Source organism: Nocardia sp. (assembly GCF_025465275.1).
In the GTDB taxonomy this organism is placed as follows: Bacteria; Actinomycetota; Actinomycetes; order Mycobacteriales; family Mycobacteriaceae; genus Nocardia.
This window is the reverse complement of record NZ_JAODNK010000062.1, coordinates 112,107-126,272: the sequence shown is the minus strand read 5'-3', so window position 1 is coordinate 126,272 and position 14,166 is coordinate 112,107. Positions and strand designations below refer to the sequence as shown.

The 14,166-nt window shown below is 65.6% G+C and carries 13 protein-coding genes; 6 read left to right on the top strand and 7 right to left on the bottom strand.

Annotated elements, in window-relative coordinates:
• Positions 1-67: 67 nt before the first annotated feature.
• Both JWN03_RS14105 and JWN03_RS14100 read left to right on the top strand, forming a co-directional pair.
• Complete coding sequence (locus tag JWN03_RS14105) at positions 68-1,159, top strand: hypothetical protein (protein WP_297614476.1); 1,092 nt, start codon at positions 68-70, stop codon at positions 1,157-1,159.
• A 273-nt stretch (positions 1,160-1,432) separates the two neighbouring features.
• Positions 1,433-2,290 carry a LysR family transcriptional regulator gene (locus JWN03_RS14100; RefSeq protein WP_297614474.1) on the top strand — a complete coding sequence of 286 codons (858 nt, stop codon included), beginning with the start codon at positions 1,433-1,435 and terminating at the stop codon, positions 2,288-2,290.
• On the opposite strand, the gene JWN03_RS14095 is transcribed toward JWN03_RS14100, so the two are convergent.
• From JWN03_RS14095 to JWN03_RS14070, 6 genes are all read right to left on the bottom strand, one after another.
• Positions 2,256-3,149: a LysR family transcriptional regulator gene (locus JWN03_RS14095; RefSeq protein WP_297614472.1), complete on the bottom strand. Its 894-nt coding sequence runs from the start codon at positions 3,147-3,149 to the stop codon at positions 2,256-2,258. The genes JWN03_RS14100 and JWN03_RS14095 overlap by 35 nt on opposite strands.
• Before the next feature lie 24 nt (positions 3,150-3,173).
• Entirely contained in the window at positions 3,174-3,305 is a 132-nt protein-coding gene (locus JWN03_RS14090; protein ID WP_297614470.1) for a hypothetical protein, read from the bottom strand.
• A 92-nt stretch (positions 3,306-3,397) separates the two neighbouring features.
• Complete coding sequence (locus tag JWN03_RS14085; RefSeq protein WP_297614468.1) at positions 3,398-4,921, bottom strand: amidase; 1,524 nt, start codon at positions 4,919-4,921, stop codon at positions 3,398-3,400.
• Positions 4,922-5,128, bottom strand: a complete 207-nt coding sequence (locus JWN03_RS14080) for a hypothetical protein (protein WP_297614466.1) — start codon at positions 5,126-5,128, stop codon at positions 4,922-4,924.
• Between the two features lie 70 nt (positions 5,129-5,198).
• Positions 5,199-6,620, bottom strand: a complete 1,422-nt coding sequence (locus tag JWN03_RS14075) for a pyridoxal phosphate-dependent decarboxylase family protein (RefSeq protein ID WP_297614464.1) — start codon at positions 6,618-6,620, stop codon at positions 5,199-5,201.
• 152 nt (positions 6,621-6,772) lie between these two features.
• The gene (locus JWN03_RS14070) at positions 6,773-7,369 is read right to left on the bottom strand and encodes a TetR/AcrR family transcriptional regulator (RefSeq protein ID WP_297614462.1); all 597 of its coding nucleotides are present in this window, start codon (positions 7,367-7,369) and stop codon (positions 6,773-6,775) included.
• A gap of 115 nt (positions 7,370-7,484) precedes the next feature.
• On the opposite strand from JWN03_RS14070, the gene JWN03_RS14065 reads away from it, so the two are divergent.
• From JWN03_RS14065 to JWN03_RS14050, 4 genes are all read left to right on the top strand, one after another.
• Positions 7,485-8,948, top strand: coding sequence for an APC family permease (locus JWN03_RS14065; protein ID WP_297614460.1), 1,464 nt, complete (start codon positions 7,485-7,487; stop codon positions 8,946-8,948).
• Position 8,949: 1 nt separating this feature from the next.
• Positions 8,950-9,819: a carbon-nitrogen hydrolase family protein gene (locus JWN03_RS14060; RefSeq protein ID WP_297614458.1), complete on the top strand. Its 870-nt coding sequence runs from the start codon at positions 8,950-8,952 to the stop codon at positions 9,817-9,819.
• A gap of 204 nt (positions 9,820-10,023) precedes the next feature.
• Positions 10,024-11,373 carry a D-arabinono-1,4-lactone oxidase gene (locus JWN03_RS14055; protein ID WP_297614456.1) on the top strand — a complete coding sequence of 450 codons (1,350 nt, stop codon included), beginning with the start codon at positions 10,024-10,026 and terminating at the stop codon, positions 11,371-11,373.
• Positions 11,374-11,399: 26 nt separating this feature from the next.
• On the top strand, positions 11,400-12,842 hold the full coding sequence (locus tag JWN03_RS14050) for an acyl-CoA synthetase (protein ID WP_297614454.1): 1,443 nt from the start codon (positions 11,400-11,402) through the stop codon (positions 12,840-12,842).
• 20 nt (positions 12,843-12,862) lie between these two features.
• On the opposite strand, the gene JWN03_RS14045 is transcribed toward JWN03_RS14050, so the two are convergent.
• Positions 12,863-14,122 carry an MFS transporter gene (locus JWN03_RS14045; RefSeq protein ID WP_297614452.1) on the bottom strand — a complete coding sequence of 420 codons (1,260 nt, stop codon included), beginning with the start codon at positions 14,120-14,122 and terminating at the stop codon, positions 12,863-12,865.
• Positions 14,123-14,166: the final 44 nt, after the last annotated feature.

Sequence of the window (14,166 nt, the reverse complement as noted above, 5' to 3'; positions counted from 1 at the left end):
CCCGCCGGACGCCTCATCCATGCTCTCCGCCGAGGGGGAACCGATGGCGCCACCGCGCCCGGAGCCAGTGACCGACGAGCAGCTCGAACAAGTGCAGGACCTCGAGCACTTGGGCGCGCTACTGCGGCAGGCGATGGATCGTGCGGTGCTCTCGATCCGCAGGCTCGAGTCTGCGGCCGAAGCCTCCGAGCGAGGTCTGCCTCCGGAGGTACGGGTCAAGCTGACTCGTACGAAGATCGGGGACATGCTCAAGGGCCGCTCCATCACCGACCCGCATCTGCGATTGGCGGTGAAGCTGTGCGGCGTGCCGGAGGCCCAGATCGCGAAATGGCTCCGCGCGTACTACCGGGTAAGTGGGCAGCCAGTCCTTGTCGATGATGGACCGCCCGGCAAGGTTGGCAAGTGGGGCTTTCTCCGGAAGACACGGGTGCAGGTCGGTCTGGCCTTATTTTCTGTAGTTGCAGTCGCAGCGGTTTACGGCGTATTCGCGTGGCACAGGACCACGAATGACTCGGCCAGCAAGATCCCTTTCACCGTTCAAGCCAGCACGGTGGTTCATGGATGGTGCACCACTTTGGTTTTCGACAAGATGCTCTCCGAACTCAGCCCTCCGCCCACGGTGGGTTATGAGCAGTGGGCGTGGGACCACGACGGAATTGAGGCAACGCGCGGGCTCCCGGACAGCGGAAGCGTCAACAAGGCTGGGCGGGTGCAGTTGAGCCTCCGTGGGACCAGCGCCGTCCCGGTGACAATCACCGGCCTCGACGTCGAGATCGTCGAGCGTAAACCCGGCCCGCTGAGGGGGATCGTGGTGAGCGGCCTGTGCGGCTCCGAAACGGTCGGACGGTTGGCCGAGATCGATCTCGACGCCCATCCACCCAAGATAGTCAGATCCAATGCCGACCCGACCCAGATATGGGGCCAGGACACCGATACGAAGCCATTGAAGTTTCCCTATCTGATCAGCGCCACCGATCCGGAGTTGTTACTGGTAGTCGTCGAGCTGAATAATTCCGACACCGTGTCTTATCGGTTGCACGTCGGATGGACAGACGGAGTGCATGCGGGAACGCAAGTAATCGACCACGGCGGCAAACCATTTCGTGTCGGGTTCGTCGACGTGAAGAATCAAGGGTACTACCCGAGCGATATCAAGTAGCCAGGAAAAATATCACGTCGAACCTTCTACGACGATCGTCGGCCGCCGATGGATAGCCCATCCAGACCGACGAACAGACTCCTTGCGGCCGTCAGGGTTGGCTGTGACGGGTGGCCCGCGGCGTTGGGCCACCCGTTCAGTTGATGCGTTCGAAAACAGAGTCCGACTCCACCGGTAATCGGCTAGAAGAGTGGGTTGAGCTCGCTTACGGGCATTCCTACGGCATGGCGGATGACGGCTCGACCGCGGACCATTTCAGGGTAGTGTCCGGACATGCAGATCAGGGAGGTCGAATATTTCCTGACGGTCGCCGAACACGGCAGCGTTCGCCACGCCGCCGCAAGCCTCGGGCTCACCCAGCCGTCGCTGTCCCGGGGCATCGTGAATCTCGAACGCGAATTCGGGCAGCAATTGTTCGACCGACTCGGGCACGGCGTCGTCCTTACCGCTGCCGGTAAAGCCTTCCTCGGGCCCGCGCGGCGACTTGTCCGGACCGCTCGGCTCGACGCGGATCCCACCAGCCTGTCGCTGGATATCGCCGTGTGGGGAACGCTGACAATCGATCCCACTGCCGATCTGATCGCACAGTTGCACACCGAGAGCCCCGCGTTGCGGATTCGCATCGAGCAGGCCGATGACGAGGAGTCGGTCTGCCGCCTCGTCCGTGAAGGCCATTGCGAGATCGGGATGATGTCCCTGCCCGCCATCTTTGTCTCCGGGCTGCGAGTCATCCCTGCGGGAACCTTCCAGGAGTGGCTCGTTCTCCCACCGGGCACCGAGGTCGAACCGGGACCGTTACCGCTGTCGGCAGTGTCGGACTACCGGTTGATCGTGCCGGCCGGAGGTTCGCAGGTCCCGTTCGTCGGAATGTCACTCGCGGCAGCCGGTGTCGATATCCGGCTGGGCGTGCTCAGCGCCCATCGCGAAGCACTGATTTCGCTGGTGGTCGCCGGTGCGGGCGCGACCACCGCCTCGGAGCGGTACGCCAGGGTCGCGGCGTCGAGAGGTGCGGTCATTCGAGAACTGGTTCCGCCGATCACCCGCGAATACGGGCTCGTTCACCGCGACGATGTGCTGTCGCCGGCTGCGCGGCGATTCATCGCACTCGCCCTGGCGGATACAGCGAACTGACTAGCTCCAGGAGGCGGCCGAGAGCGGCAGATACCACGCCCGTGCGATGCACCAGGTAAACCTCGCGCTCGATCGGCGGCTCTGTCGAACGGACCTGCATACCGTGGCCGACTGCTGCCGCGACCATCGAGGGCGGCATAATCGATGCCCCGATACCGCCCTGCACCAGGGGCCAAATCAATTCGCGGGGACCACATTCCGCGATCACCAGGGGACGAATCTTCGCTAACGCGAACGACGCCTCGACGCGTTCCCGGTAGACGGTCGACGGCGGCGGCAACACCATCGGCACCGCAGCGAGGTCGCGTAGTCGGACCGGATTCTCGTGGGGCAGCGCAATGCTCTCCGCCGCCACGAGCGAGAGCCTTTGTCTGCCCAGACCCACGCACTCCAATCCCGAGCCGGTCGCTGCCGTGGTGGAGAACTCCGCTTCGCAGCGTCCACTGTGCACCAGGCGAAACGGGGCAATCGATGTCGCCGGATCGATCACTTCGATGACGACCCCGGGATGCGTGCGGCAGAAGGGACCGATGACGGAGGCGAACGGGTCATCGAGCAACTCCGAGTCCACCGCGATTGTCAGTTCTCCCCGCTGCAATTCGCGAACCTCGCGGACAGCCCGTGTCGCATCCGCCGCACTGGCGAGCACCCTGCGTGCCCCCGGCACCAGATTCTCACCCGCCTCGGACAAGACGAGGCGACGGCCGGTCCGAATGAACAGCGATGTGCCGAGCCGTTCTTCGAGAGTGCGAATGGACAGCGACAACGACGGTTGGGAGATGTACAGGGCGGACGCGGCGCGCGTGAGGCCACCGTTGTCCACCACAGCGAGGAAATGCTCCGCCTGCCGAATCTCCATTTCGCTCCACTCGCCGAATTTTCGTTACTGGGTCGCGACTTCTATCCGCTCGACGACATCCGGCGGCGTGATCACGCTGTCGCCGTCGACGCTGATACGCACACCGAGAATCGTGCCCCGGATTCGCCCCTTGTCCGTGTCGTACTCGTCCGTCACCGGTGTTCCGAGATCGCGGCCCACGTTAGTGGTATCCGACGTGGAGTTCCGGAACGGCACGGTGCGGTCGATTCTGCCCTGGCCGACCCGGACTAGTGGGTCTGCCGTAGCAACGGCGGACGCACAGCGGCACCCCAGGGCGACCGCTGCCCCCAGCCATGCGCAAGCTGCAGCAAGTCGAGATCGGCGTGACTGCGGGCCAGCACCTGGATGCCCATCGGAAGTCCGGCCGCATCGAATCCAGCGGGCAGACTGACCGCGGGCACGCCGAGGAGTGTCGCGATCGTGGAGACCTCCATCCACCGGTGATAGGAGGACATAGTCGTGCCGTTGATCGTTGCGGGCCAGTCCATGTCGACATCGAACGGGAACACCTGAACGCTCGGCAATGCGATGAAGTCGTAGGAGTCGAACAGGGTCAGGAACGCGTTGTACATCGCGGTGCGTTTGACCGAAGCCTCGAACGCCTGCAACGCCCCGATCGGCGCGCGTCCATCGACTCCGTGGATGAGGCCCTCCACTTCGTATCGCGCTTCTGGCTTGAGCGCCGCCGCCGTGACCGGATACTGGTACAGGGGATACAGCTGGGCGCCGGCCCACCAGTGCCGGATGGTGAGCCAGAGCGGCCAGAGGTCGTCATTCCCGTTGAACCCGTGCGACTTCGGCAGTCCCGGAACGGATTCCACCGGCATGCCGAGCGATTCGAATGTCGTCAACGCGGTCGTGCACAGGTCGAGTACGCCGGGCTCCATAGGAAGGTAGCCGCCCAGATCCCCCATCCACGCGACGCGCGTACCGGCGAAATCGCGGTCCAGGCTCGAGGGCAACGCCCCCTCCGACTCGATGGACAACGGGGCGCTCGGGTCATATCCCGACATGGTCCGCAACAGCAGGGCGAGGTCGGTCGCGGTCCGCGCCAGCGGTCCGGCGATCCCGCCCTGCTGCACGAAGACATCCGTGCCCGCCATGGGCACTCGGCCGAAGGACGGACGCAGACCGAGAATGTTGTTCCACGCGGCCGGATTTCGCAACGAGCCCATGAAGTCGCTGCCATCCGCCACCGGAAGCATTCGGAGCGCCACCGCCACCGCCGCGCCACCGCTGCTGCCGCCCGCCGATCGCTCCTGGTCATAGGAGTTGCGGGTGGCGCCGTACACCTCGTTGTAGGTGTGCGAGCCCAAGCCGAATTCGGGGACATTGGTCTTGCCGACGAAGATCGATCCAGCGGCGCGCATACGAGCGACATGAATCGAATCACTCTGTGCGACAGGGATATCGAATTCCCCTCGGAAGAAGCCCCGGGTCGTCTTGAATCCGGCCGCGTCCGCGGTGTCCTTGATCGCTTGGGGGAATCCGTGCATCCATCCCATGTCGTGACCGTCCGCCAGGAGCTTGTCCTTCGCCGCGGCCTCCCGCATCAGTTCCTCGCGAGGACGAAGAGCGACGATAGCGTTGACCGACGGGTTCACTGCCTCGATGTGATCGAGATAGGCGGTCATCACTTCCACGCACGACACCCGCCGGTCATGGATGGCGGCCGACAACTCGGCTGCGTCGAGCTCCACGATCTCGGATTTGCCGGCCGCAGTGGAAGCGGGGTAATTCGAAGTAGTCACTCAGCATTCCTTCGGTCGGATCGTTGGATTCTTCTCGGCAGGTCGCCCCGCCACCTGTGCCTCGATCTGGTCCCGCAATGCGGCGGTGTCGCGGAGGTATGGGCGGTAGAGCAGCGATACGAAGGCGGCATTGACACTCATCAGCACAACAAGGATCCAGAAGAACGTTCGCTGCAATCCGATTACCGTGCCGAGAAAGTAGCCCACGCCCTACGGTGTCGCCGCGAGCGCTGCCCGTTCTCGGCCGCCGTGCGGTACGGGGGATAGCCGACGACGCTCACTTCGTCGTCGTCGTCGGCGCGGTAAGGCCTTCGAAGTAGGCGAAGATGGCCGCCTCGCGCAGCGGTACGGACAGGCTGTCGACGACCAGGTGCAGCGATGCGGTGTCGCTGCCGGGCACGATGCTGTCCTGAACCAGCTCGTTCAGGCGCTCGGGGGCGATGTCCGCCGGCAGTGCTCGCAGCATCTCGATCCGTGCAATATCCAGCAGCGGCTTACGCGCACGGGCGGCCTCGGCGGCCTGGCTCAGCGCCTCCAGCAACGACGGCAGATACTTGCGATGGCCGGCGGCCATCGTGAAATGGATGCTCGGCGGAATGCCCGGCTGCGACAATTGCGGCTGCATCGCCCAACCCCGGCTGCCCAGTTCATCGAGAAAGGCGAAGAAGTCGATGCCTACCGTGGTCACCGCGATCAGGGAGGATTCCGGTCGGCCCAGCACTATGAGCCCAGGAATCTCGTCGACACCATCGGCCACCTGCCGGGTGAGGTCGAGCGTCTCCTCCACCAAACGCAGATAGCCGTCCGCGCCGAGGTGCCGCATGACCGACCAGCCGGCGGCGAGCAACCCACCGGGCTTGGAGCTCTGCACCGTGGAGTTGGCGATCGGGTATCCGGTCCAGCCCGCGTGCACGAAGAACTGGGACCGCCGCAACTCGCGATCGCGGTACAGCACCAGCGAACATCCCTTGGTGGTGTACCCGTATTTCTGCAGGTCCACCGAGATCGAGCTGACCCCGGGGACGCGGAAATCCCACGGTCGCACGGTGTGCCCCAGCTGCTCCATGAAGGGCAGCACCCAGCCGCCGATACACGCGTCGACGTGCAGCCGCACTCCTCTTTCCAGACACAACGCGGCGACCTCCGCGATCGGGTCGATAACGCCATGGCCATACTGGGGCGCCGAGAGCACCACGAGGACCGTGTTCTCATCGATGGCATCACGAATCGCGTCGATATCGGCGCGGAAGGTGTGCGGATCGATGGGTGTCACCGTCGTGTCGACGCCGAGATAGTGCGCGCCCTTCCACCAGGCCGCGTGGGCCGAGATGGGCAGGATCATCCGGGGCTTCGCCACCTCCGGGCGACCGTCGCGCGCGGCTTTCACTGCCAGCAGGCAACTTTCACTGCCGCCGCTGGTCCAGCTCCCGGTGGCCGCTTCGCCGCCGTGCAGCAGATCGGTGGCCGCGCGCACCACCTCGCGCTCCATGTCGTAGACACTCGGGAACGTCGTCGAGTACAGCGGATTGACGTGGAGATACATCCCGAACGCGTCCGTCGCGAGCCGCTCGACCCCCGGCATCCCCGTGTCGTACATATTGACCAGACCCGGCCGGTCCGCGTCCGGGTCGTCCATAGTGTGCAGCTCGGCCAGGTCGGCGAGCACCTGCGCGGCAGGCAATCCATTCTTCAGCGTCATCAGAATCGCTGTCCTTCGATCGGAGGTGCGGTGATCCGATCACCATTGAATGCGCCCCAGGTCATATAGATCCAGCACAAAAACCGATGACGCTGAATACTCCTACCTATATCTGCAGGCCAACCAGCTGCTCACAACCCCAGCGGCTCGCGTTAACGGAGGGTGCAGCCGGTGACGGTTTCGGCGTAGCTGCGGAGCGCATCGATCACCTCGACGCGTGGGCGGCGGCGCGTGAGGATGTCCATTTGGTAGCCGTCCTCGAGCGCGACGAAATTGCGGGCAAGGATGCGCAGGGACTCGGCGCAGGTGAAATGTCCCTGTTCGCGACCGAGAACCAGGACACCGTAGTAGACCGCCACCTGCCGTTCGACCAGCGTCGCCTCCAAGGCCGCCGCCTGCGGATCGCGCAGACTGCGCGGACTGTACTCGAACAGCAGCCTGGGCAGCAGATCATCGGGACCGTCGGCGACACCGGACTCGATACAGCTGCGCAGCCGCTCCCGAGCATCGGGGAAACGTTCCGCGCGTTCCTCGCGGCTGCTGCAGAAGCGATCGATGGCGTGCCGGTAGGTGTCGGCCATCAACTCATCGAGATCGCCGTAGTGATAGAGGATCGCGGCGGAGGTGACGCCCGCCGCCTCCGCCACATCGCGCAGCCGCAGGCCCTCCAGTCCGCGGTTGAGCAGGGCTCGCTGGGCGGCCTGCCCGAACTCGGCCCTGCGGTGGTCCTTATCTTTCCTCGCTGCCACCTGAACAGTCTGTCAGGGTCCGACTCATAAATTTTACTTAAGTTGACAAACACGAGCTCCTCGCCGTCGTAGTCTGCGGTAGTTAAACAGAGATTTAGTAAAAATGGAGGTCAGTGTGGTCGACGAGAAGATACGCCTGCGGGGTTCCGACAAGGGGTTGAGAGCAGACTCGATCGGCTTGATCAGCACCATGGCGCTGGGGCTGGCCTCGGCTGCGCCCGCCTACAGCCTCACGGTCACACTCGGTCTCGTCGTACTGCTGGTCGGCGTCCACGCACCCGCCGCGCTGCTGGTCGGTTTCGTGCCCATCCTGTGCACGGCCTTCGCGTTCCGGGAGCTCAATCGGGAAATGCCGGACTGCGGCACCAATTTCGTGTGGATCACCCGGGCGTTCGGGCCGTGGCCGGGGTGGCTGATCGGCAATTGGGTCACCCAGGTGACGACCATCATCGCGATGACGGCGCTCGCGCGGGTGGGTGCGGGCAGCCTGCTCGGGCTGCTCGGCGTGACCGCTCCCGGGACCCCGCTGATCACCGTGACGGGCATAGCCATTCTCGGTCTCGTCACCCTCGTCGCCTACCGCGGCGTCGGACTCTCCGCCGCCGTTCAGATCGGCATGCTGGTCATTCAGTTCGCCGCCATCGCGATATTCGGTTTCGCGGCACTGCGCAGCGGCGGTGGGGCTACCCCGTCGGCGGCCTGGTTCAACCCCTTCGAACTGGCCGGCACCGGGCATTTCACCGAGGCGGTGCTGCTGTGCCTGTTCATCTATTGGGGCTGGGATGCCGCGCTCTGTGTCAATGAAGAGGCCAGGGACCGTACCCGCACTCCCGGTCTCGCCGCGGTCCTGTCCACGATCGTGCTGCTTGTGACCTATCTGTTCACCGCCGTCGCCGTACTGAGTTTCACGGGGGCCGACGGCCTCGGAAGCGCGGACGAGGCGGCCGATATCCTCGCATCGCTCGCACCCGCGTTACTCGACAGTCCGCTGACCGAACTCGTTCAGCTCGCGGTCTGCCTGTCCGCGATCGGGGCCCTGCTGACCTGTGTCGTCTCGCTGGCGCGGCCGAATCTGTCGGTGGCCGCACACGGTGCCGCACCGAAGATCTTCGGCCGGATCCATCCGCGTTTCCGGACGCCCAGTTTCGCCACCCTGTTCATCGGGGCGACCGCTGCGCTGCTGCTCACGGCGCTGACGCTGGCTTCGCCTGCCTTTCTGGGCGATGCGATCCTGTCCATCGCGCTGCTGATCTCGTTCTATTACGGCGGTGTCGCTTTCGCCTGCGTGTGGTATTTCCGCGGCCGACTACGGAACTCCGCACTCGATCTGCTCACCAAAGGTGTTTTGCCGGCCGCCGGCGGACTCATGATGCTGTTCGCCTTCCTACGAAGCGCCTACGACATGCTCGACACCTCCTATGGCAGCCTCTCGCTCGGCGGTGTCGGTGGCGTTTTCTTGCTCGGTATCGGCTCCATTCTGCTCGGCGCCCTCGTCACCGGCGTTGTCCGAGTGTTCTTTCCCGCCTTCTTCCGCGATGGCAAGCACGCCATCACCGATCTGATCATTACGGAGAACTGACATGCGCACCCTCGCCGTCGCCGCCATCCAGACCACGCCCGTCGCCAACGATCTCGATGCTTCCTGGGATCGATTCGAACACCAGGTCCGCACGACTCGTGAATTGTTTCCACACGTACAGCTGGTCACCGTGCCCGAACTGATGCTCGCCGGACAGGCTCCCCTACTGGACGCACCCGAAGGCTGGACCCAGCATTCGGCGCAGCCGATTCCCGGCAAACTCACCGACATGCTCGGTGACCTCGCCCGCGAAACTGGACTGTGGCTGGTGCCCGGCAGCATCCACGAACAGGCCGCTGACGGACTCGTTTACAACACTGCGCTCGCCATCGCACCCAGCGGCGAGATCGCCGCGAGGTACCGGAAGGTGTTCCCGTGGCAGCCTTGGGAGACAACGGAACCCGGCGACAGCTTCGTGGTCTTCGACATCCCGGATATCGGCAGGATCGGACTGGCCATCTGCTACGACGGTTCCTTTCCCGAAACAGCGCGGCAGCTCGCGTGGATGGGGGCGGAAGTGATCATCCAACCCACCTTGACTCCGACCCGCGACCGCGAGATGGAACTCGTCTGCTCCCGCGCCAACGCCTGGACCAACCAGGTCTACATCGTCAATATCAACGCGTCCGATCCCGTCGGCGTCGGCCTCAGCGCGATCGTCGACCCGGAGGGCATCATCCGCCAGCAGGCCGGCCCGGGCGAGGAGATCCTGATCGACGTCCTCGACCTCGACACCGTTACTCGCGTGCGCGAATACGGGTCCACCGGACTCAACCGCCCCTGGAGCCAGCTCGCCCGCTACGGCAACCGCATCGCGCTCCCCATGTACCGCGACGGGACCTTCCAACCGGCGCCATGGATGCAGCGCTGACCGAAACTCACGAGGTCAGGGGTACTGCGGAGGAACATCCCAGACGCAGGCCTCAACCGTGTGCGATGGATACCGGCACCAGTGCTCTGTGATTGTCGAATTCCGGCAATGTCACGCGAAAATGCGGCCTCGGACGCACTGTTTCGTGGCAGGCCGCCGCCGAAACGGGTACGGCCGGTATCGATCGAACGAGGAGGCTCATCCATGACCGGCGACTGGCGAAATTGGGCGGGAAGCCAGACCGCGCATCCTGTCAGGGTTTTGCGGCCCACCGACGCGGCACAGGTGAGCGCGGCGGTCGAGGACGCGGTCCGGGATGGGTTGCGGGTCAAGGCGATCGGCGCGGGCCACTCGTTCAGCCCGATTGCTGTTGCCGACGGCCTGCAGCTGCGGCTGGACGGCCTGGACGGCCTGCGCGCGGTGGACCCGGCCTCGGGATTGGTCACGGTGGAGGCCGGAATCCCGCTGTGGAAGCTCAACCCGATGCTCGCCGAATACGGCCTCGCCATGCAGAATCTGGGCGATATCGACCGGCAGAGCATCTCCGGCGCGATATCGACCGGCACGCACGGCACCGGAATCCGGTTCGGCGGCATAGCGACCCAGGTACGCGGGCTCGAAATCGTGCTCGCCGACGGGGAATTGGTGTTCTGCTCGAGCACGGAGCGTCCCGAGCTGTTCGCGGCCGCTCGCGTCGGCCTCGGCGCGCTGGGCATCATCACCGCGGTGACATTGCAGTGCGTGCCGCAGTTCGCGCTGCGGGCGCGTGATACCCAGCTGCCGCTCGCGGAGACCCTCGAGCGGGTGCACGAATTCGCCGAGGAGAACGACCATTTCGAGTTCTTCTGGTTCCCGCACAGCGATCTCTCGCTGGTCCGCCGCTTCCAGCGGCTGCCCGCCGATATTCCGCTGCGGCCGATCGGCTCGCTCGACCGGTACCTGGATGAATTCGTCAGCGGACCGGTCTTCGAGGGCCTCAATCGGCTCGGCACCAGGTTCCCGGACCTGGTGCCCGGCATCACGCGGAAGGCCGCGCGGTTGATGTCGGCGCACGAATGGACGGATCTGTCCTATCGCGTGTTCGCCTCCGCCCGCAATGTCCGTTTCCATGAAAGCGAATTCGCCATTCCGCGCGAGCACGCTGTCGACGCCTTCCGCGAGATCGGCCGGTGGATCGCCGCGCACGACGAGAAGATCGCCTTCCCGCTCGAACTGCGGTTCGCGGCCGCCGACGATATCCCGCTGTCGACTGCGTCGGGACGCGACACCTGCTACATCGCGGTGCACCAGTATCACCGGATGCCGTACCAGCGGTATTTCCAGGCTTTCTACGACATTGCCGGTGAGTTCGGGGGTCGCCCGCACTGGGGCAAGATGCACGAACTCGACGCCTCGGTCCTGCGCGCGCGTTACCAGTACTTCGACGACTTCGTCGCACTACGCGATCTGGTCGACCCGACCGGAGTCTTCGCCAATCCCCATCTCGATCGGATACTCGGCGTCGCACCCAGCGCCACACCCACCGCGCCGTACGGATCACAGTCGGCGTCGTAACTATCCCCGCAGAAGGAGCACCCTGCGTGTCCCCCTTGTTTCCCGCCCTGGCGACCGCCGGATCCGCCCCCGCGCTGCGTTTCGGTGACCGAGCCCTGAACTACGCGGAGCTCGAGTCGGCCGCCACGGCGCTGGCCGCACGAATCGCCGGAGCGGGGCGGGTCATGCTCTGGGCGACGCCGACCGCTGAATCCGCGGTCGCCGTCATCGGTGCGCTGCTGGCCGGAATCCCCGTCGTGCCGGTCAATCCGAAGAGCGGTGAGCGCGAACTGGCCCATATCGTCGGCGACAGCTCCCCCGACCTGATCCTGGCCGCCTCGGGCGTGCCGCTGCCCGCACCACTCTCGGCCCTGCCTCGCGTTGATATCGATATCGATGCGGGGCATCCGGAGGTGCGGAGGTTCACCGAGCCGGATCCCGAGACCCCGGCGCTGATCATCTACACCTCCGGCACCACCGGCCCGCCCAAGGGAGTCGTGCTGCCGCGCCGCGCGATTCGCGCCTCGCTGGACGGGCTCGCACAGGCGTGGCAGTGGACCGCGGCCGATGTCCTGGTGCACGCGCTGCCCCTGTTCCACGTGCACGGCCTGGTCCTCGGGATCCTGGGCCCGCTGCGGCGCGGCGGCAGCGTTCGCCATCTGGGCACATTCGACGTAGACGGGGTGGCCCGCGAATTGCGTTGCGGGGCAACGATGTTCTTCGGAGTTCCGACCATGTATCACCGGCTGGCCGATGCGGTGGCGCAGCGGCCCGAACTGGCCGAGGCGCTGGCCGGGGCGCGGCTGCTCGTCTCCGGTTCAGCGGCCCTGGCCCCGCGCGACTACGCGGCGATCAGCGCCGCGACCGGGCGCACGATCATCGAGCGCTACGGCATGACCGAGACGCTGATGAACACCAGCGTGCGCCTGGACGCCGCACCGCGCCCGGGCACTGTCGGAGTGCCACTGCCGGGCGTGGACGTGCGATTGGCCGAGGAGGACGGCCGGGTCATCGCAGGGCATGATGGCCGGACCGTCGGAGAGATTCAGGTGCGCGGGGCCAACCTGTTCACCGAATACCTGGGCCGGCCCGATGCCACGGCGGCGGCTTTCGACGGCGATTGGTTCCGCACCGGAGACATGGGCACGCTCGACGCCGACGGCACGTTGCGCATAGTCGGCCGCAAATCCACCGACCTGATCAAGAGCGGCGGCTACAAGATCGGAGCCGGCGAGATCGAGAACGTGCTACTCGAGCATCCGGGCGTCGCCGAGGCCGCCGTGACCGGCGCACCCGACAACGACCTCGGGGAACGGATCGTGGCCTGGGTGGTCCCCGTCGACCCGGTACACCCGCCGCGTACGGCGGAGCTCGCCGACCATGTCGCGAGGCGACTCGCCCCGCACAAGCGACCGCGCACAGTGCACCTGCTGAACTCGCTGCCCCGCAACGATATGGGCAAAGTGGTGAAAACAGCCCTGCGCGCGTGATCCGACGTCGAATACGGCCGTTACGAATTCTCTTGGGCAAGTGAGGAATTGGCCGGAACCCCGATGGCGGCGCGGAAGGACTCGGCGTCCTGTGGTGTCAGGATCGCCAGTGCCGCGGCGACGACGGCGCCGAGGACCAGGAAAGCGAAGGCGAACACAAACGAAAAGTGGTCGGAGAGCAGTCCGATGAGGGGCGGAGCGACGATACCCGCCAGTTGGCCTCCGACGGCGATGATCGCGCTGCCGACCCCGACGCATTCGGCAGGCAGTCCGCGCAAGGGGACAGCGAAGATCGGCATGTATGCCAGGCTGGCGGCAAAGATCGCGAGCGTGCCCAAAACCAGGAATCCGGTCACGGAGGCGGTCGCGGGCATCAGCAGCAGCGCGATCGCCGCGACGGTCATGCCCGGCACGATCACCTTGCGCTGCTGACCGCGCAGCCGGTCCGACAGTCGCCCGCCGATGACGGTGGCCAGGGCCGCGGCCACCGCCGGAATCGCGAGCAATGCACCGGCCGAGGCCAGTGACAGCCCCCGCTCCGAGGTCAGATAGGTGGGAGCCCAGGTGATCAGGCCCCAGGCGATCATGTTGTAGCCGAACATGATTCCCGCGAAGCGCCACAGCACCCACAGTCGCAGCATGTCCCGCAGCGGCGGGCGCGTGACCGGCTGCTGCGGCTCGGTCCGGGGCAGCGGCGCGGGCAGCCATCGGCGCATCAGGAATACCACGACCAGACCCAGCGCAGCGGTGGAGAAGAACGCCGAGCGCCAGCCGAACACCGCGATCAGCGGGCCGATCAGCAGCGGGCAGAGCACTGCGGCGATGGAATTGGAACTCATGACCAGGCCGTATGCGCCCATCCGCGTCGCGGGCGTGGTCCGCTCCACCAGGGTCTTCATCGCGGCGGGCGGAAACACGCCCTCGGCGACGCCGAATCCGAATCGGACCACGATCAACAGGGCGAACGACCATGCGAACCCGGTCAGTACGGTGAACAGCGTCCAAGACACCAGAGCCCAGCTCATCACCCGATGGGCGCCGAAGCGATCGGTGAGTATGCCGCCCGGAATCTGGCACAGCGCGTAAGCCAGGAAGAAGGCCGAGACCAGCAAGCCCTGCTGGCCGCGGCTCAGTGCCAGATCCGCGCCGATGCCCGGCAGGGCCAGGTTGATGATCAGGCGGTCGGCATAGTCGATGAACCAGGCGGCGAAGAGCAGCACGACCGTGATTCGAAGGGTGCGATCGGTGACGGGGATCAGGGGATTCGGCTCGGCCGACATCGGGACTCCTCTCGTTCGCGATCCAGGGCGGGTGTCGCGAACGT